The following is a 22,534-nucleotide window of genomic DNA, read 5'->3' on the forward strand; positions in this document are numbered from 1 at the left end:
GCGGAAAAAGCGGTCTTCACGCCAATCACTGTTGCCCCATGGTCAATAATAGGGCAAGCCCCCGATGCCGCTGACATGAAAACCACTCTGGATGAGATGCAGGCCTTCATCGCCGTGATCGACAGCGGATCGATCACCGCCGCTGCCGCGCAGCTGGGCCAGACCACGTCCGGTGTCAGCCGGGCGCTGGGCCGGCTGGAGGAGAAACTCGGCACCACGCTGCTGACCCGCACCACCCGTCGCCTGCAGCTGACCGAGGAAGGCGACGGCTTCCTGGCACAGGCCCGCGCGATCGTGGCCTCGGTGGAAGCGGCCGAGGAACAGATCGCCGCCCGGCGCCAACGCCCGGCCGGGCGCCTGCGGGTGGATGCGGCGATGCCGTTCGTGCTGCACGTGATCGCCCCGCTGGTGGCGAGCTACCGCGCGCGCTATCCCGAGGTGACGCTGGAGCTCAACAGCAGCGAGCGCTACATCGATCTGCTGGAGCGGCGCACCGATGTGGCCATCCGGATCGGGCCATTGGCCGATTCCACCCTGCATGCGCGGCCGCTGGCGCACAGCCGCCTGCGCGTGATGGCCAGCCCCGCCTACCTGCAGCAGCACGGCACCCCGCGTGATGTGGCGGCACTTGGCGTGCACACCCTGCTGGGCTTCAACGAGCCCGACTCACTCAATCACTGGCCGCTGCCCGGCGCGACGGACGCGCTGCTGCACGTCCGCCCGGCGATGGCAGTCTCCAGCGGTGAAACGCTGCGCCGGCTCGCGCTGGAAGGGGTGGGCATCGTCTGCCTGTCCGACTTCATGACTCACCGCGACCGCGAGGCGGGCACCCTGGTCCAGCTGTTGCCGGACCTCACCGTGGAGGTCCGCCAGCCGATCCACGCCGTGTACTACCGCAACACGGCGGTCTCGGCGCGGATCAGCTCGTTCCTGGATCACCTGGCCGAGGCCATGGTGGGGACCCCCTACGTCCGGTAGTGCCGGCCGCTGGCCGGCGCCATTCCGATGCGTGCTGCGTGCGGTTGTCGGCCAGCGGCCGGCACTACCGCTGCATCACGCCGCGCGGGCCAATCCGCTCACCACACCGCGCCCGGCATCCAGCACGAACACATCCACCGCCGCATTCAAGGCGACGGCCTGCTCTTCCATGCTGCGCGCCGCCGCCGAGGCTTCCTCCACCAAGGCCGCGTTCTGCTGCGTGGTCTCGTCCATCTGCACCACCGTCTGGTTGACCTGCTCGATGCCGGCCGACTGCTCCTGCGACGCGGCGGCAATGTCGGCCATGATGTCGGTGACGCGCTGCACGCTGCCGACGATCTCGCCCATGGTCTGCCCGGCCTGCCGCACCAGTGCTGCGCCGCTGTCGACATCGGCCACGGACTGATCGATCAACGCCTTGATCTCCTTGGCCGCACCGGCCGAACGCTGCGCCAGCGTCCGTACTTCGCTGGCGACCACCGCAAAGCCGCGGCCCTGCTCGCCGGCGCGTGCCGCTTCCACGGCGGCGTTGAGCGCCAGGATGTTGGTCTGGAAGGCGATGCCGTCGATGACGCTGATGATCTCGGCGATCTGCCGCGACGAGCCTTGGATCGCGCCCATCGTGGTGACCACCTGGCCGACCACCTCACCGCCCTGCGAGGCGACCGAGGCTGCACTGATAGAGAGCTGGTTGGCCTGGCGTGCGTGTTCGGCGTTCTGGCGCACCGTGGAGGTCAGCTCTTCCATCGAGGCGGCGGTCTCTTCCAGATTCGCTGCCTGCTGCTCGGTGCGGCGCGACAGATCGCTGTTGCCCGCGGCGATCTCGCCCGCGGCCGTCTGGATGGACTGGGCCGCGTGCTTGATGTCGCCAACGATGGTGGTCAGCTGGCCGGTGGTGCGCGCCATGTCATCGCGCATGCGCGCGAACACACCGTGGAAATCGCCGTGCATGCGCGCGCTGAGATCCCCGCCGGCAATCGCCTGCAGCACGCGTGAGACCTCGCCCAGATCCTGCTCGGTGGTCTGCATCAGGCGATTGAGGCCGCCGACCATCTCGCCGAAGTCGTGCTGGTAGCGCGCTTGATCACCACGCAGGCTGAAATCACCCAACGCCGCCGCCTCGGCCAGTCGCTTGATCTCGGCATTGATCGCGCCGAGGTTGACCTTGGCCGTGTCCAGCGCCTGGGTGATCACCGCCTTCTCGCCGGGCAGGCGCTCCATGTCCACCGACAGATCACCGACCGCATAGCGGCCCATGATCTCGATCGCGCGCAGCTTCACCTGGATGTGGTTGGCGACCAAGGTGTTGTTCTCGCGCACCATCTGACCGTAAGCGCCGGGCAGGGCGTCGGCATCCATGCGGTAGCTGATCTGGCCGGCGTCGTGGCGCTGAGCCATGGTTGCCTGCGCATCCAGTACGGCCTTGAGCGTCTGGGTCACCTCGCTCATCGCCGTGCCGAGACGGCCGATTTCGTCGCGGCTGCGCACCACCATCGTGTGCTCCAGATCGCCGCGTGCGACGGCGCGGGCGGCCGCTTCCACCGCGATCACGGGTGCGATCACCGCGCGACGCAGCCACAGCGCCAGCACCACCAGCAGCACCGCGGCTGCCAGCGCCGTCGTGATCGCCGATGCCACCAGCGCGGCACGTGCGCGCTCGGAGGTGGCATTGGTTTCGAACTCGGCACGTTCGTTGGCGCGTGTCGCCAGCGCGTCCAGTGTCGTCCCAACGCTGCGATCAGCGCCGCGCACCAGCGCATCGGCCGCCTGGGTGTCATAGCCACTGGCGGCAAACGCCTCCAGCGCCCCGCGGTAGCGGGCCTCCAGGGCACGATGTTCGGTCAGGAACTGGTTGGCCAGCGTGCGCGTCTGCTCGTCGCGGCTGGTGGCGAGCGTGCCCGCCAATTCGGCGATGCGGCGTCCCTCCGCATCGAATGCCGCCAGGTGGCGTTCGCGCTGTGCGTCGTCCGCCCCGCGGATCAATACGTTCTTCCATTCCTGCACCTGCAGGCGGAACTCGCGCTGGAGCAGCTCGGCCTGTGCCTTGCGGGCGAGCTCGGGAGGGACCTCGGTCGAGAGGTTGCGCCACGCCGAACCGAGCCCGGCCAGGGCGGCGAGGACAATGATGATCAGGCCAAGCGACAGCGCGCCCAGCAGTTTGAACTGAAGACTCAGGGCGCGTGGACGCGCCGGTGCGGAGGACGTCATGGGAAATGAAAAGTGGGGAAGGGCAATGCGGTATCGGTCTGCCTAAAGCAGGCTGAAGTGCGACGCCAATCACGGTTACCGTTCCATTAAACGTTGTGACGACGGCGTGTAGATGAAAATTGGTCACACATGGAACGAAACAGGACTGGACAGGCAATTAGTTTGTAACTATCGTAGTTACATGAAATCCAGCAACCAGTTCTCCGACGCGCTGCACGTGATGGCCCATCTGGTCGGCCAAGACGGCCCGCGCACCTCCGAGCAGCTCGCCACCTGCCTGCCAACCCATCCGGTGGTGATCCGGCGCCTGCTGTCCGCCCTGCACAAGGGCGGGCTGGTCACCAGCGTGCGTGGCCATGGCGGCGGCAGCCAGCTGGCGCGGGAACCGGCGCAGATCACGCTGTATGACGTGTACGTGGCCATCGGTGCGCCTGCGCTGCTGCACACCGGCGCCCGCGAGACCGGCCGCGGCTGCCCGGTACAGCGCGTGGTCAACGACGCGCTCGACGACAGTTACCGCCAGGCCCAGGCCCTGCTCGAGGCCCGCCTGCATGACACCACCCTGGCCACCCTGGGCGAGGCCTTCGCCCGCCACCTGGCCCACCACGCTGCAGGAGTTCCCCATGACGTTTGATGCGATTGTCGTCGGCGGCAGTTTCGCCGGCCTGTCCGCCGGCCTGATCCTGGCGCGCGCCCGCCGCGAGGTGCTGGTGATCGACAGCGGCCTGCCGCGCAACCGCTTCGCCGCGCATTCGCACGGCGTGCTCGGTCAGGACGGCATCGCCGGCGCCGAGCTGCTGCGCAACGCCAAGACCCAGCTGCTGGACTACCCCACGGTGCGCTGGATCAGTGACACGGTCACCACCGCCCAACCAACCGTGGATGGCTTTGTGGTCGGCACCGAGAACGGTGACAGCTGGGCCACGCGCAAGCTGCTGCTGGCGACTGGCATCCGCGACGAACTGCCCGAATTGCCCGGCCTGGCCGAGCGCTGGGGCCACAGCGTCGTGCACTGCCCTTACTGCCACGGTTATGAGATCGGGGGCGGCGCAATCGGGCTGCTGGGCGGGCATGAGAAGTCCGCCACCATGGCCGCGTTGCTCGCCGACTGGGGCGACGTCACCCTGTTCGCGCACGGCATGACGCTGGAGGCCGACGACCTGGCCGCGCTGCAGCGCCGCGGGGTCAGCATCGAGCATGCGGCGGTGGTTGGCCTGGAAGGTGAGGCGCCGGCCCTGAGTGCCGCCGTGCTCGCCGATGGTCGCCGGGTTGAACTGCGCGCGTTGTTCGTCACCGCGCGGCAGCACATGGCGGCACCGCTGGTCGAGCAGCTCGGCTGCGCGCTGGAGGACAGCCCGATCGGCGTGCTCATCCAGGTCGACGCGGGCAAGCAGACCAGCGTGCCCGGCATCTACGCGGCGGGCGATGCAACGCTGGTGGGCAATATCAGCCTGGCCAGCGCCGAAGGCGTGCGCGCCGGGGTAAGCCTGCACCATGCGCTGGTCGCCGAGGACAGCCGGGCCAGCCGATAACATCAGGGGCTCGGCCGGTCCGGGAGCGGAACGCCCGCCCCAAACGGAAACAGCCGCCCTGCGGCGGCCGTCCGTGGCAAAGACCTATGGGCTCAGGCCTGTTCTGCGCTGGCGTCATCCAGTTGCTGCACATCCTGCGCCGACAACGCGACGTTCGCCGCCGCCAGTACCTCCTTCAATTGCTCCACGCTGGTGGCGCTGACGATCGGTGCAGTGATGCCGGGGCGCGCGATCAACCATGCGATCGCCACCTGCGATGGGCTCACGCCATGCGTGCTGGCCACATCGTCCAGCGCGCCCAGGATGCGCAGCCCGCGCGGATTGACGTACTTGTCGACCACGCTCTGGCCGCGCGCGCTGCTCTTGCCGGCGTCGGCAGTGCTGCGGTACTTGCCGCTGAGGAAGCCGCTTGCCAGCGAGTAGTAGCTGATCACCCCCAGCTGCGCCTCGCGCACCACCGCTTCCAACCCGGCCTCATAACCGGCGCGGTCGTACAGGTTGTACTCCGGCTGCAGCGTTTCATAGCGCGGCAGTTTGTAGTCGGCCGATACCCTCAAGGCATCGCGCAGACGCTCGGCGCTGTAATTGGAAGCACCGATCGCGCGCACCTTGCCCTGTTCGATCAGGCGGCCGAACGCGGCCAGCGTGGTCTCCAGCGGAGTGGCTTCATCATCTTCGTGCGCCTGGTACAGATCGATCACATCGGTCTGCAGGCGGCGCAGTGAATCCTCCACCGCGGCGGTGATGTTGTCGGCGGACAGTCCCGGGCGCTCGGCCCACTTGGCGACCTTGGTCGCCAGCACGACCTTGTCGCGCTTGCCGCTGTGCTTGAACCAGCGGCCCAGAATGGTTTCCGATTCGCCGCCCTGGTTGCCGGGCACCCATGCCGAATATGCATCGGCGGTGTCGACCAGGTTGAAGCCAGCATCGACGAAGGCATCGAGCAGGGCGAAGGACGTCTTCTCGTCCGCACTCCAGCCGAAGACATTGCCGCCGAAGGCGATGGGGGCGACATGGAGGCCGGAACGACCGAGTTCACGCGTGGCAGTCATGGGTGATGTTCTCCCTGGGAATCGTTTCCACAGGATACGGCCGGCGTGGTGACAGCGTTGGGGCAGCAGGCACAAAACAGTGTTCCGGATTGCTGCGTCGCACTAACGTTTTGTGAACACCTGTACACGCTTCGCTGCTAGTCTCGCGGCATCCCGCTACCGGAAGCTCGCCGATGAAAGCCCGTTCGTTGACCTGTGCCTGCCTGTTCACTGTTTCTACCCTGATGCTTGCCACGCCCGCGATGGCGATCAAGCCCGCCGGCCCGAACGCGCAGGTCGCGATCACCCCGGCCGTGCAGAAGGCCGTGCAGGACAGCCGCCGCGATCCGGCCAACGTCAAGCGCGACGCGTACCGCCATCCCGCGCAGACACTGTCGTTCTTCGGCGTCGCACCGGGGCAGACCGTCATCGAAGTCACCCCGGGCAGCGGCTGGTATTCGGAAATCCTCGCGCCGCTGCTGCACGACAAGGGCCAGTACGTCGCCGCCGTGGTCGACCCGATGGCCGTGGCGGAGGGACGTGGCCGCGACTACCAGCAGCGCAGCCGAGATGGGCTGGACAAGAAGTTCGCCGGCAACGCTGCTGTATTCGGCAAGAGCCGCGTGGTCGCCTATGACCCGAAGGCCCCGGTCTTTGGCCCGGCCAACTCGGCGGACGTGGTGCTGACCTTCCGCAACGTGCACAACTGGCGCAGCAGCGGCCAGGCCGAAGGCATGTTCAAGGGCTTCTTCTCGGTGCTCAAGCCGGGTGGCGTGCTCGGCGTGGTGGAACACCGGGCCAAGGCCGATGTGCCGGCAGACGACAAGACCGGTTACGTGGGCCAGCAGCAGGTGATCGCGATGGCCAAGGCCGCCGGTTTCGAACTGGCCGGCAGCAGCGAGATCAACACCAATCCGCGCGACACCAAGGATTACCCGAACGGTGTGTGGACGCTGCCGCCGACCAACCAGCATGACGCGGCCGATGAGGCCAAGTACCAGGCGATCGGCGAAAGCGACCGCATGACCCTGCGCTTCGTGAAGCCAGGTAAGTAAGCGACCCGCGCATAAGACACGGCGCGCGGGCTGCGGCCCGCGCGTTCCAGGGACGGTAAAGGAATGCACCCTTGAAGAAGCTGCTGTTGATCGGTCTTGCGGCGATGACGCTGATCAAGATCGTTGATTTCGTGTTTTACGGTCAGCACGGCTACGACCTGATGGGGGCGGCGGGCTTTGGGCTGCTGCTCACTGGCGCTGCGCTGGATGGACGCAGCGCGTTCAACGCGCCCGCCACGGGGCGCTGGGCACGGGAAGCCCGCATCGCCAATGTCTGCGGCGTGGTGCTGGTGCTCGTCTACTTTCTCCTCAAGATGAACGTCATCGGCTGACGCCGTCCGGATCGCGGCGGCGGCACGGGGATGGGACAATGGGCCATCCCCGTGCCGCTGTTGCCCCGATGCTGATCGCCTTCAACAAACCGTTCAACGTGCTGTGCCAGTTCACCGACCGCAGCCAGCCGCCGCGCGCGACCCTGGCTGGTTTCGGGCTGCCACCGGCGGTGTACGCGGCTGGCCGGCTGGATTACGACAGCGAAGGCCTGCTGTTGCTCACTGATGATGGCGGCCTCGCACACCAGTTGACCGATCCGCGGCACAAGGCCGACAAAACCTATTGGGTGCAGGTGGAAGGCACGGTGACCGATGAGCAGGTCCAGGCGCTGCGCCGTGGCGTGCTGCTCAACGATGGGCCAACGCTGCCGGCCGGTGTCGAACGGCTGGAACCGTCGCCTGAGCTGTGGCCGCGCACGCCGCCGGTGCGTTTCCGCAAGACGGTGCCCGATGCGTGGCTGGCGATCACGCTGCGCGAAGGCCGCAACCGCCAGGTACGCCGCATGACTGCGGCGGTCGGACTGCCCACGTTGCGCCTGGTGCGTGTCTCGATGGGCGCCCATGCGATCGGCGATCTTCAACCCGGCCAATGGCGCGAGATCGGATAATAAAAAACCGCCGGTAGCGACCGGCGGTTTCGATGCACGTGCGGTAACGCGTCAGCGGATCAGGCGTCGCTGCCGATATCGCTGGTTTCGTCCACCACGGTCTCGTTGCGGCGGTTGCGTGCGCTGATGCGCTGCGCCTGGCCGTTCACCACGCCGCCGTTGGCAAGCTTCTTCTTCTGCTGCTTGCGGTACAGCGCGTAGCCCAGCAGCCCCACGCCGACAGCGGCGGCGGCGATGGTCACGGCCGGATTGCGGCGCACCACCTTGGCGGCGACCTTGCTGCCGGTCTTGACCGCGCCGAGTGCGGCACCGGTCTTGATCCAGTCGGTGGCCTGCGGCCCGAAATGGCGCAGGTTGCTGCCGGCATGCTTGAGGCCATCACCAGCGGTGCTGGCGAGGTCCAGGGCACGCTCGAGGGCGCGGTCGGTAATCACAGTCAATCTGCTCATGGGGGGTCCTTGCCTAAAGGTTCTGATCCAGTGTCGCGCGGTGGCCGTGTAGGGCGTGTTATCCATTTGCTACGGCCGGATCACGACTGTAGCCGGTTCCCCGCGCTGCGCGAGCCACGTGCCCGGCGATGGTCAGGTGACAGCCATGAATGCGCGCGTCGGGTGAGGAAGAGGGCGGCGTGTTCACGTGCCGCGCGGCTTGGCGCGGTGTGTCGCGTTCGCCGTCCACGGATCGTCCGGCCACGGATGCCGGGGATACCGCCCCTTCATTTCCTTCTTCACCTCGGCGTAGGTGTTCGCCCAGAAGTTGCGCAGATCCTGGGTGACCTGCAGCGGGCGGCCGCCGGGGGACAGCAGGTGCAGCGTCAACGGAATGCGGCCGTCGGCGATGCGTGGGGTATCGCTCAGGCCGAACAGCTCCTGCAGCTTGACCGCCAGCACTGGCGCCTGCGGGCTGATGCCGTCGGCATCCACTGCGTAATGGATCGGGCGCTCCATGCCGGAGGGCACGGTGATGCGGACCGGGGCATGACGATCGATCAGCTGGCGTTGCGCCCACGGCAGCGGTGACTTCAGCGCTTCGCCGAGGCTGGATTCATCGAGGGCATCCAGGCGTGTCTTGCCATTGAACGCGGGCGTCAGCCAGGTCGGCAGCGTCGCCATCAACGCTGCATCGGAGACGTCCGGCACCTCCAGCTCCGGCATCCACGCACGCACGGCCAGCGCCCGTGCCTGCCACTGGCGCAGGCCGTCCGTCCACGGTAGTGCCTCCAGCCCGAGTTCGGCCACGGCCTCGGTCAGGGCCTTCGCGGCATGCGCGGGATCCACGCGGCCGGCCGAGCGGCTGTCCAGCACGATGCGATCGAAACGGGTTTCGCGCCGCGCGACCAGCGCACGTTTCTCACCGTCCCAGCGCACCACGTCCTCCTGCGTGAAGCGCGCCGCGAAGTCACGCCGCAGGCGGTTCTCGTCCACCGGCGCGGCGCGCAGCAGCAATGCGTCGCGCGCCTCATAGCGCAGTTCAACGGCAACCAGCCACGGCTCACCGCGCAGGTCACTGGGATCAAACAAGCGCGCGCTGCGGCCGTTGGCCAGCAGGTAGCGCAGCGGATCGGTGGGGTGGCGGGCGGCGATCCGGTCCGGGAACGCATGTGCGAGCAGGTCGCCGAGCTGATGCGCTTCGACTGAGGAAGGGGGCGCGGCATCACAGCGCAGGCGTCGCCGCCACTGTTTGCTGGCGGCATCGATCATGGCCAGGCCGCCGCGGTTGGCGTCGTGGGGTGCCCGCCCTTGGCGGAACGCCGCCAGCGCCCGCCACCGCGCGGCGAGCGCATCACCGCCCTGGCGCAGCGGATCGCGCGCTTCCACCAGCGCGGCCAGATCGCAGGCCAGGGCCTGCTCGACACCACTGCCTGCCGCCATCAGCATCGCCGCCAGGCGCGGATGCGTGCCGAGGGTCAGCATGCGCCGGCCCAGCGGGGTCAGTGTGCCGCTGTCGCTGAGCGCGCCCAGGCGCTGCAGCAGTTCACGCGCGGCGGCCAGCGCACCGGCCGGCGGTGTATCGACGAAGCGCAGGTCGTCACTGCCCCAGGCGGCCAGCTCCAGTGCCAGCGAGGCCAGTTCCACCTGCGCGATCTCGGGCCGACGCTGTGCCTCCAACCGCTGCGACTGCGGCCACAAGCGCCACGCCCAGCCCTCGGCGACACGGCCGGCACGGCCGGCACGCTGATCGGCCGAGGCCTGCGCGATGTTCACCACGTCCAGGCGCGCGAAACCGCTGTTGGGGTCGTAACGCGGCTCGCGTGCCAGACCCGCGTCGATCACCACCCGCACGCCGGGCAGGGTCACCGATGACTCGGCCACGTTGGTGGCCAGTACCACGCGGCGCCGACCGCCGGGATCGGGCTGCAGCACCTGCGATTGCTGGTCCACTGGAAGCTCGCCATGCAGCGGCAGTACCTGCACGGCCGGATCCAGCACGGACTGCAGCGCGGTCTGCACGCGCGCGATCTCGCGCTGGCCGGGCAGGAACACCAGCACGTCGCCGGGATGCTCGGCCAGCGCCTGCTCCACCGCACGCCGCGCCTGCGGTTCCAGTGACTCGTCGCGGCGGGCGGGGAAGTGCGCGATCGTGACCGGGAAGCTACGGCCCTCACTGCTCAGGCGCGGCGCATCGAGAAACTGCGCCAGTCGCTCGCCGTCCAGCGTGGCCGACATCACCACGATGCGCAGGTCCTCGCGCAGCTGGGACTGCACGTCCAGCGCCAGGGCCAGGCCCAGGTCAGCGGCCAGATGCCGTTCGTGGAATTCGTCGAACAGCAGCGCGCCCACGCCCTCCAGCAGCGGGTCGTCCTGCAGCATCCGGGTGAGGATGCCTTCAGTCACCACCTCGACACGGGTACGAGCGGAGATCTTGTTCTCGAAGCGGATGCGGTAACCGACGGTCTCACCGACGTTCTCGCCCAGCTGACGCGCCATGAACTGCGCGGCGCTGCGGGCGGCCACGCGGCGCGGTTCCAGCATGATGATCTTCCGGCCTTCCAGCCATGGCGCATCCAGCAGGGCCAGCGGCACCTGGGTGGTCTTGCCGGCGCCGGGTGGCGCTTCCAGCACCAGTCGGGTGCCGCGCTCCAGCGTGGTCAGGATCTGCGGCAGCAGCGTGGAGATGGGGAAAATCGGGGGGCTCATTGCACAAGGATACGGCGTCCGCTGCGCAGCGCATTGCCAGCGCGCGGCGGGCGTGTTTCCCTGTGCCGCCCTGACCCCATGGATACCCCGATGCGCTGCGCTCTACGCGTGCTGTCGTTGTTGATCGCAGGCGCCATGGCGCCGTTCGCTGCCATCGCTGCCGAGCCCGCCACGGCCGAGGCGGACACGTCGCTGCAGGCACCCTACGATGGCAACCACTGGGCCGTGCTCGCGCGGGCGCAGATCCAGGCGCGCTACCTGCCGGCGGGGTTGAGCGATGATGCTGCGATCCAGCGCGCACTGGCCGATGGCACGCTGCGCGAAGCGGTGTATCCGAGCCTGCAGCTGGCCGACGATGTGGCTTACATCACGCTGAGGGCGCTGGCGCGCAGCACGCTGGACCGCCGCAAGGACATTCTCTACCTGTGCCGGCGGACGGATGGCTTCGAGCTTCTGCTCGACGATACCGCTGAGTGTGCTGACGATGCCGCGCGCCGCCTGCGTTTCGACGCTACCGCCGGCGGTGCGCTGACGTGCCGCGACTGCGCAGCGTTCGGCCTGCCCACGCGGTGGGAGCGCCATGATCGCCCCACGCGCGGGGCGTCCGATTGAGCCTGCCGGGGCGCAGGTACAATGGCCGGGTTTCCCGTCCTGCAGCAGCCCCATGCAACTGATCGATATCGGCGCCAACCTCACCCACGATTCCTTTGATCGCGACCGCGACGCCGTGCTGGCGCGTGCGCGCGAGGCGGGGGTGGTGCAGATGGTGATCACCGGCGCCAGCCGCGAGCATTCGCCGATGGCGCTGGATCTGGCCCGCCAGCATCCGGGGTTCCTGTACGCGACCGCTGGCGTGCACCCGCACCATGCGGTGGAATACACCGACGAATGCGACGCGGAAATGCGCGCGCTGCACGCCCATGCCGAGGTGGTGGCGGTAGGTGAGTGCGGGCTGGATTACTTCCGAGATTTCTCGCCGCGCCCGGCGCAGCACCGTGCCTTCGAGCGCCAACTGCAGCTCGCCGCCGAGAACGGCAAGCCGCTGTTCCTGCACCAGCGCGACGCCCATGCCGATTTCATGGCGCAGATGAAGAATTTCGACGGCAAGCTCGGCCCGGCGGTGGTGCATTGCTTCACCGGCGAGCGCCAGGAACTGTTCGATTATCTGGACCAGGACTGGTACATCGGCATCACCGGCTGGTTGTGCGATGAACGCCGCGGCGCGCACCTGCGCGAGCTGGTCAAGCACATCCCGGCCAACCGGCTGATGATCGAGACCGACGCACCGTACCTGCTGCCGCGCACGCTCAAGCCACTGCCGAAGGACCGTCGCAACGAGCCGATGTTCCTGTCGCACATTGTTGAAGAGCTGGCCCGCGATCGTGGGGCAGACGTGGCGACCACGGCCGCCAACGCGACGGCGGCTACGCGCGCGTTCTTCCGGTTGCCTGACGCGGCCTGAGAGGGTAGGTACCGACCGTGGGTCGGTATGCGTGTCGGGCCGCGCATTGGTGCACCGCACCCACGACCAACGGTCGTGGGCTACCGTAGCGCGGGGCGTCCGTCGCCGTGGGCCCACGCGTCGTCCAGCCCTTCGCGGTAGGTCGTGAAGCGTGGCTGCCACTGCAATGCGGCGCGCGTGACGCGGCCATCGATGCGCTTGTTGCTGGTGTAGAAGCGGCGCAGTGAGGCGGCCACCTCGGGTGCGTCCCACGCCTGCACGACGGGCAGCGGCAGCCCACTCAGCGCCGCCGCGTAGGCCACCACGTCCTGCGGCGGCGCCGGTTCGTCATCGCTGAGCAGATGGAGCGCATGGCCTTCGGCCTGCTGCATTGCCGCCAGCACCGCGCTGGCCAGATCCTCCACATGCAGCCGGTTGAATACCAGCCCCGGCCGCACGACATGCCTCGCCTTGCCCTGCGCCAGCTGGACCAGTGCATTGCGCCCGAGCCCGTACAGGCCAGGCAGCCGGAACACCGCCGAGGCGATGCCGCGGGCCTGCGCGGCGGCCTGCCACTGCTGTTCCGCGTGCAGGCGTTTCAAGGCGGTCTCATCGGTCGCATCGGCGGTGGATGTCTCGTTGACCCAGCCGCCAGCGCGGTCGGCATACACCGCAGTCGAGGAGAGATAGCCGACCCAGCGCAGGGCAGGGCTGTCACTCAGCGCATCAGTGAGCAGGCGCAAGGCCGGGTCGCCCTCCGCATCGGGTGGCACGGCGCAGACGATGGCCTCGGCCGTGCGGATCGCCTCACACAGGTCCGCGCTGATCGGTTCGCCTGCAACCAGACGGTGGCGGAGCAGCCCATCCTCCGGCGCACTCGCCGGATCACGCACGGTGCCGCTGCAGGCCACGCCGTGCGCGTGCAGCAGCGCGGCCAGATGCCGGCCGCTGTAGCCCAGGCCCAGCACCAGTACGCGGGCGGGCAGCGCGGTAGGCATCGTGCTCAGGCGCTGCGCAGCTGCTGGTAGGCCTGCAGGTGCGCATAGGCCACCGCCAGCAGCGGCGCCGCCTGTCCGGCTGCGCGTGCACGCACCAGCATGTCGCCGACGATATGCCCGGCCTCCACCTGCTGGCCGGCCTCCAGATCGCGCAGCATCGAGGCCTTCAAGGCCGAGCCGGCCTGGGTGGTCGCGGTCAGCGCGATCTCGCGTGCCTTGGCCGGGATCGGCTCGCCAGCCGCCTCGGCAACGGCCACGCATTCGTCGTAAAGGCCGCGCACGATCGCCGCACCGTCATCGGTGGCCACGATCGTGCCGACATCGGCGCGCATCAGGCAGGTCGCCGCCGCCAGCGTGGTCAGGAAGGTGTACTTGATCCACTGCTCCTGCCCGATGGCATCGCTGGCGACGTGGTCCACGCCGGCCTGCACGCAGGCCGCCGCCAGGGCCAGTACCCGCGCGCTGCTGCCGGTGCCGTCACGCTCGCCGAAGGTCAGCTTGGCCGCGGGCGCCAGATGCACCACCGCGCCATCGGCGGCCTTGGTCGCGCTGATGAAGCACAGCCCACCGAGCACCGCATCGCGGCCGAAGCGGGCATCCAGATCGGCGTAATGGCGCAGCCCGTTGAGGATCGGCAGCACCGTGGTGCGCGGCCCGACCGCCGGGGCGATCGCATCGATCGAACTGGCCAGGTCGTAGGCCTTGCAGCTCAGGATCACCAGGTCGAACGGTTCAGCGCCCGCCAACGCGGGCAGCGCCTCGGCGGTGACGTGCTGGACCGGGAACGCCGCATCCCCCAGCGGGCTGCGAAGCACCAGCCCTGCCGCATCCAGCTGCGCCGCCCGGGCCGGGCGCACCAGGAAGGTCACGTCCACGCCGGCCTGGGCCAGGCGACCACCGAAGTAACCGCCGGTCCCGCCGGCGCCGAGGATCAGGATGCGCATCAGCTCCGCATCCCCACCCCACGCTTCAGCAGCCACAGCGCCAGCGCGGTCAGGGCGACCACGAAGCCGATCATCAGCGCGTAGGCCACCCACAGCGGCACGTCGCTGGTGCCCAGCAGGCCGTAGCGGAATGCGTTGACCATGTAGAAGATCGGATTGGCGTGCGTGGCCGCTTCTGCCCAGGTCGGCAGCAGCTTGACCGAATAGAACACGCCGCCCAGGTAGGTCAGCGGGGTCAGGATGAAGGTCGGCACGATCGCCACGTCATCGAACTTCTTGGCGTACACCGCGTTGATGAAGCCGGCCAGCGAGAAGATCGTCGCGCCCAGCAGCACCGTGGTCAGCGTCACCAGCGGGTGCGGGATGCGCACCGGGGTGAAGAACATGGCGATGATCAGCACGATCACGCCGACCATCATGCCGCGCAGCACAGCACCGGACACATAACCCCACAGGATCACCCAGTTCGGCATCGGGCTGACCAGCAGCTCTTCCACGTGGCGGCCGAACTTGGCGCCGAAGAAGGACGAGCTGATGTTGCCGTAGCTGTTCTGGATCACGCTCATCATGACCAGGCCGGGCACGATGAACTGCATGTAGCTGTAGCCGCCCATCTCGCCCACGCGCGAGCCGATCAGCCCGCCGAAGATCAGGAAGTACAGGGTCATGGTGATCGCCGGCGGCACCAGGGTCTGGCCCCAGATGCGCAGGATGCGCGCCACTTCACGGCGCACGATGGTCATCAGGGCGATGCGGTTGCGCTGGCCGTCGGTCAGGACCGGGGTCGGGGTGCTGCTCATGCCACGTTCTCCTGGTTGCCGGTGAGGCGCACGAACAGCTCCTCCAGGCGGTTGCTCTTGGTCCGCATCGAACGCACCCGGATGCCGGCGGCGTTCAAGGCGTCAAACACCCGGTTGAGGTCCATCGCGCGCGGCATGTCCACATCCAGCGTGTGGCTGTCGGTGGCGATCAGGATGGCGCCTTCGATCTCCGGCAGCTGGGCTGGCAGGCTGCCGTCGATGTCGAACAGGAAGCCTTCCACGTCCAGCTTGGCCAGCAGTTCGCGCATCGGGCCCTGGGTGACGATCTGGCCGTGGTTGATGATGGCCAGGTTCCGGCACAGGTGCTCGGCCTCTTCCAGGTAGTGCGTGGTCAGGATGATCGTGGTGCCGGCGGCGTTGATCTCCTTGAGCACGCGCCACATGTCGCGGCGGATCTCGATGTCCACGCCAGCGGTCGGCTCATCCAGGATCAGCAGGCGCGGGCGGGTCATCATCGCGCGGGCGATCATCAGCCGGCGCTTCATGCCGCCGGACAGGGTGCGGCTCATCACCTGGGCCTTCTCCCACAGGTGGGCGCGTTTGAGCTCTTCTTCGGCCATCTTCTCCGCCTCGGCACGCGCCACGCCATAGAAGCCGGCGTAGTTGACCAGGATGTCGAAGGGCTTTTCAAACAGGTTGAAGTTGATCTCCTGGGGGACCAGGCCGATCAGGCGCATGGTGGCGCTGCGGTTGCGCACCAGGTCGCTGCCGAATACCTCCACCTGGCCTTCGCTCAGGTTCACCAGCGAGCTGATGATGCCGATCAGGGTCGACTTGCCGGCGCCGTTGGGGCCCAGCAGGGCGAAGAAGTCGCCCGGGGCCACGTCCAGGGAGACGCCCTTCAGCGCCTGGGTGCCGTTGTCATAGGTTTTGCGGAGGTCACGCACCCGCAGGGCGGGCGCGGCGGTGGGCGCGGGGGTGTTCTGGGAAGCCAAGCTCTTGCCTTCGCGCCCATGGGCTGGCGCTGGATAGGGGCGGGGAGCGGCTATTATAGAAGACCCCGAGGGCTCGCCCCGGCTACACACTGTCCCGAAACGTCGTGCCTGCCCAATTCCCCCTAAAACTGGTCGACCGGCGCATGCTGGCGCCCACCATCGGCCATTACCAGTTCCTGCGTGATGACGGCCAGCCGCTGGATTTCCAGCCCGGCCAGTTCATCCAGGTCCATTTCGAGTACGCCGATGGCACCGCTACCAAGCGCAGTTATTCGCTGGCGACCATTCATGATCATGCCCTCGGCGCCGGTGACGCGGTCGATATCGCGGTCAGTTTCGTCCCCGGCGGTGCCGCCACGGCCCTGTTCGAGGGCCTGGACATCGGCGGCCACGTCAGCGCCAGCGGCCCGTTCGGCCGGTTCTGCCTGCAGCCGGGCGACCATAACGCCCGTTATCTGCTGATCGCCACCGGAACCGGGGTCACCCCGTACCGGTCGATGCTGCCGCTGCTGGCGACCGCCATGGCCGAGCGTGGCGTGGAGGTGGTCCTGCTGCAGGGTGCCCGCACGCCGGCCGAACTGCTCTACAGCGAGGACTTCTATGCCTTCGCGGCCGCCCATCCGGGCTTCCGCTACGTGCCGTGCCTGTCCCGCGAGCTGCCGGAGGACCCGCATCCGGACGTACGCCACGGCTACGTGCAACAGCACTTGGCCGAATTCGCTCCGAGCGCGGGCACCGACATTGCCTACCTGTGCGGCAACCCGGACATGGTCGATGCGACGTTCGAGGCGCTGAAGACGGCCGGGTTGCCGACTCCGCAGGTGCGGCGCGAGAAGTACGTCAGCAGCAAGTGACCGTGTCCGGCGGTCACGCCTGAGGGTGTGGGCGCCCAGCGGCGTCGGCCTGCGGCTGGCGGTAAGATGCGCCGCGTCCCCCCGGCCTGACTGCCACGATGCTCTTGGACTTCCCCACCATCGCCGTGCTCGGCTTCCTGCTGTGCCTGGGCATCGCCATGGGCTTTTCGCTGCTGTTGCTGGTGCTGCGGCGGCAGCCCGCGCTGCGGCTGTGGACGGCGAGTCTGTGGTTGTTGTCAGTCAGCCTGACGCTGGTCGCAGTGCGCCCCTATCTCCCACCGGTCTCCGGGATCCTGGCCAGCAATGTCGCAGTCGCGCTGTCTGGCGTGCTCATGCTGTACGGCGTGGCGCGCCATCTCGGCCATCGCCTGCCGCCCTGGCAGCCCGTGGTGTTGTGCCTCAGCTACCTGGGCGCCATCACGTTCTTCCTGCTGGTCCATCCCAGCCTGGTCATCCGGCTGCATGTCTTCAGCGTCTTCGCGGTGCTGCTCAACGGCTGGATGACGTGGTTGCTGCTGCGCCAGGCGCCCCCCGCCCAGCGCACCAGCTGTCGGTTGGCGGCGGCCGTGTTCGGCGCGCAGACCCTGCTTTATCTGATCCGCCTGTTCCTGCCCGTCGCGCCGGATGCGGGCGATGACATCATGCGCGCCGGGTCGCCGGTATTCGCCACGTACCTGATCGGCCTGATCCTGGAACTGGCCCGGTGTTTCGCGCTGGTGCTGCTGCTGGTGGAACGGATGCTGGTCGATCTGCAGCGGCTGGCGCGTACCGATGTGCTGACCGGTCTGCTCAACCGCGGTGCGGTACTCGCTGATGGAGCCAACCTGCTCAGCAGCGTGCGCCGCGCCCCTCGACCGCTGGCGCTGTTGCTGCTGGACGTGGACCACTTCAAACAGATCAACGACCGCTGGGGCCATCTGGCCGGCGACGCGGTCCTGCGGCGTATCGCGGATGTACTTGCCGGCTGCGTGGCCGACCGCGAGCATCTGCTGGGACGCTATGGTGGCGAGGAGTTCATTGTGTTGCTGCCCGGTGCGGATGCCGCCGGGGCGATGCAGTACGCCGATCGGATCCTGCATGCGCTGCGCGCCTCGCCGGCCCTGATCGACGGTGTGCCGGTGCCGGTCACGGCGAGCATCGGGCTGGCCATCGATCGCCGTGGCGACATCGCGCGTCTGCTGGGCGATGCCGATGCGGCGCTGTACCAGGCCAAGGCCGAGGGTCGCGACCGGACCGTCATGTCGGGACCGGCACAGCGCCGCTGACGGATATCGTCGGGGTGGGTCCGCTCCGATGCCTGCGCGCCCGGTCACATCCGCGCCGCCCGGTCGTCATGGCATGCTGAGACCCTTAACTCCAGGACGAGATCGACCATGCGACTTCCCTGCCGTCCCCTGGCCAGCGCAGCAGTCCTGCTGCTGGCTGCCTGCCAGGCTGCCCCGGAGGCGACGCCCAAAGCGGCAGAGCGCCTCTACGGGACGCTGGCATTCCAGCCCTGCACCCTGACCAGCGCACAGGCCAGCGCGAATGTCGAAGCCCAATGCACCACGCTGCAGGTGCCGGAGAACCCGGCGGCACCGGACGGTCGCAAGATCGGCTTGAACATCGCCTGGCTGAACGCCGGCAACGATGGCGCGGGCAACGGCGACCCCGTCTTCTTCGTCGCCGGTGGCCCGGGCCAGGCCGCGACGGATGTTGCCGCACCGGTCAACATGGCACTTCGTGACGTGCGCAAGCAGCGCGACATCTTCCTGATCGATCAGCGCGGTACCGGCAAGTCCAATCCACTGACCTGCCTGGATGCGCAGGGCAAGGAACTGCCGCTGGACGAGAACGCGGCGCCCAGCACCACGCTGATCGAGGACTACGCCCGCCAGTGCGCGCAGTCGCTGACCGGCCGCGCCGACACCCGCTTCTACACCACCACCGAGGCCATCGGTGATCTGGATACGGTGCGCAAAGCGCTCGGGGTGGACAAGGTCAACCTGGTCGGTGGCTCTTATGGCACCCGCGTGGCGCAGCAGTATGCCGCGCGCTATCCGCAGCACACCCGTACGGTGGTGATCGATGGCGTGGTGCCGAACGACCTGGTGGTCGGCGGTGATTTCGCCAACACCTTCGAAGATGCGATCACCCTGCAGTCGGCGCAGTGCCGCCAGGATCCGATCTGCGCCAAACGCTTCCCGGTGGATACCCGTACGCAGCTGCGCAACGTCATGGCGACCCTGGCCAAGGCGCCGGTCGAGGTCGACTACCGCAACCCGGGCACCGGTCAGGCAGAGCATGGCGTGCTGACCGCCGATTCGGTCACTGCCCTGGCGTTCATGTTCTCGTACATGCCCGAGCTGTCCTCGCTGCTGCCGGTCATGCTGGATGAAGCTGCACAGGGCCGTTATGCGCCGCTGATGTCGCTGAGCAGGATGGCCAGCCGCACCCTCGGCGTGCAGATGAACCGTGGCATGCAGTGGTCGGTGCTGTGCGCCGAAGATGCCGATCGCTACCAGGAAGGTGCGCAGGGCGACCGCGTGCTGGGCCCGGAAGTGGCGCGCATGTTCTTCGCCGCATGCCCGGCCTGGAATGCCGGTTCGCGACCGAAGGATTTCACCGCGCCGTTCGCTTCGTCGCTGCCGGTGCTGCTGCTGTCGGGCCAGTTCGATCCGGTCACACCGCCGCGCTACGCCGAGCAGGTGGTCAAGCAGCTGCCCAATGGCCGTCACCTGCTCGCCAAGGGGCAGGGCCACGGCACCATCAACGCCGGCTGCATGCCACGCATCCTCGGGCAGTTCATCGACACGGCGGATGCCAAGTCGCTCGATGCCACCTGCCTGGATACCCTCAGCCCGGTGCCCGCCTTCACCTCGTTCAACGGGTGGGCCCCATGAACCGTACTTCGTACCGCACCGGGGAGGTGCGCGCATGATCGTCGCCGAGAATCTGCATAAAGCCTTCAAGACCAAGACCGGCCTGATCCAGGCCGTCCAGAACGTGGGCTTCCACGCCGAAGACGGCCGCATCACCGGCCTGCTCGGCCCGAACGGTGCCGGCAAGACCACCACCATGCGCATGCTGTACACATTGATGGCGCCCGATCAGGGCCGCGTGCTGGTGGATGGCATCGACGCGGCGGTGGACCCGGTCGCGGTGCGTCGCCAGCTGGCGGTGCTGCCGGACGCGCGCGGGGTGTACAAGCGCCTGACCGCGCGCGAGAACATCGCCTACTTCGGCCAGCTGCACGGCCTGAGCGCGGCGCGGATCCGTGAGCGCACCAAGGTGCTGTCCACGGCGCTGGAGATGGACGACATCCTCGACCGTCAGACCGAAGGCTTCTCGCAGGGCCAGCGCACCAAGACCGCGATCGCCCGCGCCCTGGTGCACGACCCGCGCAATGTGATCCTGGATGAGCCCACGAACGGGCTGGACGTGATGACCACGCGCGCGCTGCGCGGGTTCCTGCGGGGACTGCGCGACGAGGGGCGCTGCGTGATTTTCTCCAGCCACATCATGCAGGAGGTGGCTGCGCTGTGTGACCACGTGGTGATCATCGCCCAGGGCACGGTGATGGCGGCCGGCAGCGCCGATGAGCTGCGCGCACAGACCGGGGAAAGCAACCTGGAAGATGCCTTCGTCAAGGCGATCGGTACCGAAGAAGGATTGCACGCATGAGTTCGTTCGCCACGCTGTTGACCGTGATGCGCAAGGAACTGCGCGATCTCTCCCGTGACCGCCGCACGCTCGCGCTGACGCTGCTGCTGGGGCCGCTGTTGTACCCGGTATTGATCCTGGGCATGAGCAAGCTGGCCGAAAGCCGGGTCAAGACGCAGATCGAGCAGCCGCTGGAAATCCCGATGATCGGCGGCGAGCATGCCCCCAATCTGGTGCGTTTCCTGGCATCGCAGGGTCTGAATGCGACCGAGGCACCGAAAGACCTCACCGAGGCGATCCGCAGCCAGCGGATTGATGTGGCGCTGCGCATCAGCCCGGAATTCGGCAAGGACTGGGCCGACGGCCGCCCGGCGCTGGTGGAGATCATCAAGGACAGCACCCGCCGCGCCGCCGATATTCCCAGCAGCCGCCTGGAGGCGGCACTGGGCGGCTACAGCCAGCAGGTCGGCGCCCTGCGCCTGCTGGCGCGCGGTATCGATGCACAGGTGGCCCGACCGCTGGACGTTGCCGCTCAGGACCTGGCGACGGCCGAAGCCAAGCGCGGGATGATGCTGTCAGTGCTGTTGCCGATCCTGCTGACGATCACCTCGTTCCTGGGCGGCGCCTACCTGGTGATGGATACCACGGCCGGCGAACGTGAGCGGCAATCGCTGGAGCCGCTGCTCGCCACCCCGGCACCGCGCAGTGCGATCGTCAGCGGCAAGATCGCTGCGGCCTGCGCTGTCGGTGTAGCGTCGCTGTTGCTGACGCTGGCGGCCTTCAAGATCAGCGCGCAGCTCTCTTCCGGCGGGGTAGGCCGGCAGCTCAACATGGGCTTCGTGCCGATGCTGCAGATGCTGCTGATCATGCTGCCGATGCTGTTCATCGGCACCTCGCTGCTGACCTTCCTCTCGGCGGCCGCCAAAAGCATGAAAGAAGCCCAGAGCCACATGACCTGGCTGATGCTGCTGCCGATGCTGCCGGGGTATGCGCTGATGGTGTACCCGATCAAGAGTGAGCTGTGGCAGTTCGCGGTGCCGTTCCTGGCGCAGAACCAGATGCTGCTCAAGATCATCCGCCACGAAGCGATCAGCCCGCAGATGTGGGCGGTCTACCTCGGCGCGGGCTTCGGGCTGGCGGCGCTGTTCTGGTATGCGGCGGTGCGTCGCTACCATCAGGAACGGTTGGCGATTTCGGGTTGATCCACGAGGGGCTCCGAAAGGGGCCCTTCTTCATAACAGGGACGGAGGTAGTTAATTCGGGGGTGTCAGGTGGTTCCGGGACGCTGACCGATAGTCTGCTAGTCGCCCGTCTTCTTGACCGGTCTTCCCGCAGGCCTGCAGACCACGGACCTCTGCAATGCCCGCCCGGCCATGTCTTGGAAGCGCGGGCTGCCCAACGCGCGCTCCTGCGCGACGTAGGCCACGATCCGCTCTCGTTCGTCTGGTTGAATGCTGGCCCGCAGCCATTCGCCGTAGGCATTCGCACGTGCTTCCGGCGTCGGGCCTAGAAGGGTGTAGCAGGGATGTGGTGTCAGCATCGGGTTGTGCTCAAGGCCGAGGTACACCCGAACGCTGGACCATCGATATTCTTCTGGAAACGCCACCATCGCGGCCCGTACCGGATTCAGCTCGATGTATCGATGCACCATCATCAGGTAACCATCGGAATCCACCAGGCACGATTTGAACCGGCCCTCCAGCAACGTACCGCTCCGCACATGTCGCTTGTTGAAGTACTGCACGTAGTTCTGCCCACACTGCCGCATGGCTGGGGCCAGCCCCTCCGCTGCGGACGGTGTGATCAGCAGATGGACGTGATTGCCCATCAACACAAACGCGTGAATGGCGACCCCGTGCCTGCGGCAGGCATTGCGCAACAGGCGCAGGTAGTGACGCCGATCTTCATCGTCGATGAACAACGCAGCGCGATTGACACCGCGTTGTATGACATGAAGCGGGATGCCGGGAAGAACCAAGCGGGGGGAGCGGGGCATGGTCGGCTGCGTTGAGGGCGAG

Annotated in this window: 22 protein-coding genes; 13 read left to right on the plus strand and 9 right to left on the minus strand. The window is 67.8% G+C overall.

Annotation, left to right across the window (positions count from 1 at the left end; translation table 11 throughout):
- Positions 1-75 precede the first annotated feature (75 nt).
- Positions 76-978, plus strand: coding sequence for a LysR substrate-binding domain-containing protein (locus EDF74_RS09100; RefSeq protein WP_123729850.1), 903 nt, complete (start codon positions 76-78; stop codon positions 976-978).
- Positions 979-1,053: 75 nt separating this feature from the next.
- Here EDF74_RS09100 and EDF74_RS09105 read toward each other — a convergent pair whose 3' ends face one another.
- Positions 1,054-3,186: a methyl-accepting chemotaxis protein gene (locus EDF74_RS09105; RefSeq protein WP_123729851.1), complete on the minus strand. Its 2,133-nt coding sequence runs from the start codon at positions 3,184-3,186 to the stop codon at positions 1,054-1,056.
- A gap of 181 nt (positions 3,187-3,367) precedes the next feature.
- On the opposite strand from EDF74_RS09105, the gene EDF74_RS09110 reads away from it, so the two are divergent.
- Positions 3,368-3,820, plus strand: coding sequence for an Rrf2 family transcriptional regulator (locus EDF74_RS09110; RefSeq protein WP_123729852.1), 453 nt, complete (start codon positions 3,368-3,370; stop codon positions 3,818-3,820).
- Positions 3,810-4,718 carry an NAD(P)/FAD-dependent oxidoreductase gene (locus EDF74_RS09115; protein WP_123729853.1) on the plus strand — a complete coding sequence of 303 codons (909 nt, stop codon included), beginning with the start codon at positions 3,810-3,812 and terminating at the stop codon, positions 4,716-4,718. The genes EDF74_RS09110 and EDF74_RS09115 overlap by 11 nt, the downstream gene beginning before the upstream one ends.
- 92 nt (positions 4,719-4,810) lie before the next feature.
- Here the strand turns inward: EDF74_RS09115 and EDF74_RS09120 are convergent, their stop codons facing one another.
- Positions 4,811-5,770, minus strand: coding sequence for an aldo/keto reductase (locus tag EDF74_RS09120; RefSeq protein WP_123729854.1), 960 nt, complete (start codon positions 5,768-5,770; stop codon positions 4,811-4,813).
- Positions 5,771-5,943: 173 nt separating this feature from the next.
- Here EDF74_RS09120 and EDF74_RS09125 point away from each other — a divergent pair, with 173 nt between their 5' ends.
- The 3 genes from EDF74_RS09125 to EDF74_RS09135 all read left to right on the plus strand — a co-directional run bounded on the left by EDF74_RS09125 (position 5,944) and on the right by EDF74_RS09135 (position 7,744).
- A complete protein-coding gene (locus EDF74_RS09125) occupies positions 5,944-6,804 on the plus strand; it encodes a class I SAM-dependent methyltransferase (RefSeq protein ID WP_123729855.1) in 861 nt (286 codons plus the stop codon).
- A 71-nt stretch (positions 6,805-6,875) separates the two neighbouring features.
- Positions 6,876-7,136 (plus strand): hypothetical protein, encoded by a 261-nt coding sequence (locus tag EDF74_RS09130; RefSeq protein ID WP_123729856.1) that lies wholly within the window; start codon positions 6,876-6,878, stop codon positions 7,134-7,136.
- Between the two features lie 68 nt (positions 7,137-7,204).
- Positions 7,205-7,744, plus strand: coding sequence for a pseudouridine synthase (locus tag EDF74_RS09135; RefSeq protein ID WP_123730829.1), 540 nt, complete (start codon positions 7,205-7,207; stop codon positions 7,742-7,744).
- Between the two features lie 59 nt (positions 7,745-7,803).
- Here the strand turns inward: EDF74_RS09135 and EDF74_RS09140 are convergent, their stop codons facing one another.
- Positions 7,804-8,193, minus strand: coding sequence for a hypothetical protein (locus tag EDF74_RS09140; protein WP_123729857.1), 390 nt, complete (start codon positions 8,191-8,193; stop codon positions 7,804-7,806).
- A gap of 183 nt (positions 8,194-8,376) precedes the next feature.
- Positions 8,377-10,881, minus strand: coding sequence for an ATP-dependent helicase HrpB (gene hrpB / locus EDF74_RS09145; RefSeq protein WP_123729858.1), 2,505 nt, complete (start codon positions 10,879-10,881; stop codon positions 8,377-8,379).
- Positions 10,882-10,971: 90 nt separating this feature from the next.
- Here hrpB and EDF74_RS09150 point away from each other — a divergent pair, with 90 nt between their 5' ends.
- Positions 10,972-11,493, plus strand: a complete 522-nt coding sequence (locus EDF74_RS09150) for a hypothetical protein (RefSeq protein ID WP_148045934.1) — start codon at positions 10,972-10,974, stop codon at positions 11,491-11,493.
- 52 nt (positions 11,494-11,545) lie between these two features.
- Positions 11,546-12,343 carry a TatD family hydrolase gene (locus EDF74_RS09155; RefSeq protein WP_123729860.1) on the plus strand — a complete coding sequence of 266 codons (798 nt, stop codon included), beginning with the start codon at positions 11,546-11,548 and terminating at the stop codon, positions 12,341-12,343.
- 80 nt (positions 12,344-12,423) lie between these two features.
- Here EDF74_RS09155 and EDF74_RS09160 read toward each other — a convergent pair whose 3' ends face one another.
- The 4 genes from EDF74_RS09160 to EDF74_RS09175 are packed head-to-tail and all read right to left on the minus strand — an operon-like array spanning position 12,424 to position 16,020.
- The gene (locus EDF74_RS09160; protein WP_123729861.1) at positions 12,424-13,320 is read right to left on the minus strand and encodes an NAD-dependent epimerase/dehydratase family protein; all 897 of its coding nucleotides are present in this window, start codon (positions 13,318-13,320) and stop codon (positions 12,424-12,426) included.
- A gap of 5 nt (positions 13,321-13,325) precedes the next feature.
- Positions 13,326-14,264, minus strand: coding sequence for a 2-dehydropantoate 2-reductase (gene panE / locus EDF74_RS09165; protein WP_123729862.1), 939 nt, complete (start codon positions 14,262-14,264; stop codon positions 13,326-13,328).
- Complete coding sequence (locus tag EDF74_RS09170; protein WP_123729863.1) at positions 14,264-15,064, minus strand: ABC transporter permease; 801 nt, start codon at positions 15,062-15,064, stop codon at positions 14,264-14,266. Before EDF74_RS09170 ends, panE begins: the two co-directional genes overlap by 1 nt.
- The gene (locus tag EDF74_RS09175) at positions 15,061-16,020 is read right to left on the minus strand and encodes an ABC transporter ATP-binding protein (protein ID WP_123729864.1); all 960 of its coding nucleotides are present in this window, start codon (positions 16,018-16,020) and stop codon (positions 15,061-15,063) included. The genes EDF74_RS09170 and EDF74_RS09175 overlap by 4 nt, the downstream gene beginning before the upstream one ends.
- Positions 16,021-16,124: 104 nt before the next feature.
- Between EDF74_RS09175 and EDF74_RS09180 the strand changes: the two genes are divergently transcribed.
- The 5 genes from EDF74_RS09180 (at position 16,125) to EDF74_RS09200 (ending at position 21,718) form a co-directional block, all read left to right on the plus strand.
- Positions 16,125-16,874 (plus strand): ferredoxin--NADP reductase, encoded by a 750-nt coding sequence (locus tag EDF74_RS09180; RefSeq protein WP_123729865.1) that lies wholly within the window; start codon positions 16,125-16,127, stop codon positions 16,872-16,874.
- A gap of 98 nt (positions 16,875-16,972) precedes the next feature.
- On the plus strand, positions 16,973-18,139 hold the full coding sequence (locus EDF74_RS09185) for a GGDEF domain-containing protein (RefSeq protein ID WP_123729866.1): 1,167 nt from the start codon (positions 16,973-16,975) through the stop codon (positions 18,137-18,139).
- A 108-nt stretch (positions 18,140-18,247) separates the two neighbouring features.
- Entirely contained in the window at positions 18,248-19,756 is a 1,509-nt protein-coding gene (locus EDF74_RS09190) for an alpha/beta hydrolase (RefSeq protein WP_123729867.1), read from the plus strand.
- A gap of 34 nt (positions 19,757-19,790) precedes the next feature.
- A complete protein-coding gene (locus EDF74_RS09195; protein WP_123729868.1) occupies positions 19,791-20,537 on the plus strand; it encodes an ATP-binding cassette domain-containing protein in 747 nt (248 codons plus the stop codon).
- The gene (locus EDF74_RS09200; protein WP_123729869.1) at positions 20,534-21,718 is read left to right on the plus strand and encodes an ABC transporter permease; all 1,185 of its coding nucleotides are present in this window, start codon (positions 20,534-20,536) and stop codon (positions 21,716-21,718) included. Before EDF74_RS09195 ends, EDF74_RS09200 begins: the two co-directional genes overlap by 4 nt.
- Positions 21,719-21,816: 98 nt before the next feature.
- On the opposite strand, the gene EDF74_RS09205 is transcribed toward EDF74_RS09200, so the two are convergent.
- A complete protein-coding gene (locus EDF74_RS09205) occupies positions 21,817-22,512 on the minus strand; it encodes a transposase (protein ID WP_123729870.1) in 696 nt (231 codons plus the stop codon).
- Positions 22,513-22,534: the final 22 nt, after the last annotated feature.

Origin of the sequence: Stenotrophomonas rhizophila, from assembly GCF_003751305.1 — a bacterium.
Lineage (GTDB): Bacteria > Pseudomonadota > Gammaproteobacteria > Xanthomonadales > Xanthomonadaceae > Stenotrophomonas > Stenotrophomonas rhizophila_B.

Excerpts from the sequence above, each read along its gene's own strand:
- EDF74_RS09120 (WP_123729854.1), bottom strand. The coding sequence starts at position 5,770 with ATGACTGCCACGCGTGAACTCGGTCGTTCCGGCCTCCATGTCGCCCCC.
- EDF74_RS09110 (WP_123729852.1), top strand. The coding sequence starts at position 3,368 with ATGAAATCCAGCAACCAGTTCTCCGACGCGCTGCACGTGATGGCCCAT.
- EDF74_RS09190 (WP_123729867.1), top strand. The coding sequence starts at position 18,248 with ATGCGACTTCCCTGCCGTCCCCTGGCCAGCGCAGCAGTCCTGCTGCTG.
- EDF74_RS09160 (WP_123729861.1), bottom strand. The coding sequence starts at position 13,320 with ATGCCTACCGCGCTGCCCGCCCGCGTACTGGTGCTGGGCCTGGGCTAC.
- panE (WP_123729862.1), bottom strand. The coding sequence starts at position 14,264 with ATGCGCATCCTGATCCTCGGCGCCGGCGGGACCGGCGGTTACTTCGGT.
- EDF74_RS09185 (WP_123729866.1), top strand. The coding sequence starts at position 16,973 with ATGCTCTTGGACTTCCCCACCATCGCCGTGCTCGGCTTCCTGCTGTGC.
- EDF74_RS09200 (WP_123729869.1), top strand. The coding sequence starts at position 20,534 with ATGAGTTCGTTCGCCACGCTGTTGACCGTGATGCGCAAGGAACTGCGC.
- EDF74_RS09195 (WP_123729868.1), top strand. The coding sequence starts at position 19,791 with ATGATCGTCGCCGAGAATCTGCATAAAGCCTTCAAGACCAAGACCGGC.
- hrpB (WP_123729858.1), bottom strand. The coding sequence starts at position 10,881 with ATGAGCCCCCCGATTTTCCCCATCTCCACGCTGCTGCCGCAGATCCTG.
- EDF74_RS09205 (WP_123729870.1), bottom strand. The coding sequence starts at position 22,512 with ATGCCCCGCTCCCCCCGCTTGGTTCTTCCCGGCATCCCGCTTCATGTC.
- EDF74_RS09140 (WP_123729857.1), bottom strand. The coding sequence starts at position 8,193 with ATGAGCAGATTGACTGTGATTACCGACCGCGCCCTCGAGCGTGCCCTG.
- EDF74_RS09125 (WP_123729855.1), top strand. The coding sequence starts at position 5,944 with ATGAAAGCCCGTTCGTTGACCTGTGCCTGCCTGTTCACTGTTTCTACC.
- EDF74_RS09155 (WP_123729860.1), top strand. The coding sequence starts at position 11,546 with ATGCAACTGATCGATATCGGCGCCAACCTCACCCACGATTCCTTTGAT.
- EDF74_RS09115 (WP_123729853.1), top strand. The coding sequence starts at position 3,810 with ATGACGTTTGATGCGATTGTCGTCGGCGGCAGTTTCGCCGGCCTGTCC.
- EDF74_RS09170 (WP_123729863.1), bottom strand. The coding sequence starts at position 15,064 with ATGAGCAGCACCCCGACCCCGGTCCTGACCGACGGCCAGCGCAACCGC.
- EDF74_RS09105 (WP_123729851.1), bottom strand. The coding sequence starts at position 3,186 with ATGACGTCCTCCGCACCGGCGCGTCCACGCGCCCTGAGTCTTCAGTTC.
- EDF74_RS09100 (WP_123729850.1), top strand. The coding sequence starts at position 76 with ATGAAAACCACTCTGGATGAGATGCAGGCCTTCATCGCCGTGATCGAC.
- EDF74_RS09135 (WP_123730829.1), top strand. The coding sequence starts at position 7,205 with ATGCTGATCGCCTTCAACAAACCGTTCAACGTGCTGTGCCAGTTCACC.
- EDF74_RS09150 (WP_148045934.1), top strand. The coding sequence starts at position 10,972 with ATGCGCTGCGCTCTACGCGTGCTGTCGTTGTTGATCGCAGGCGCCATG.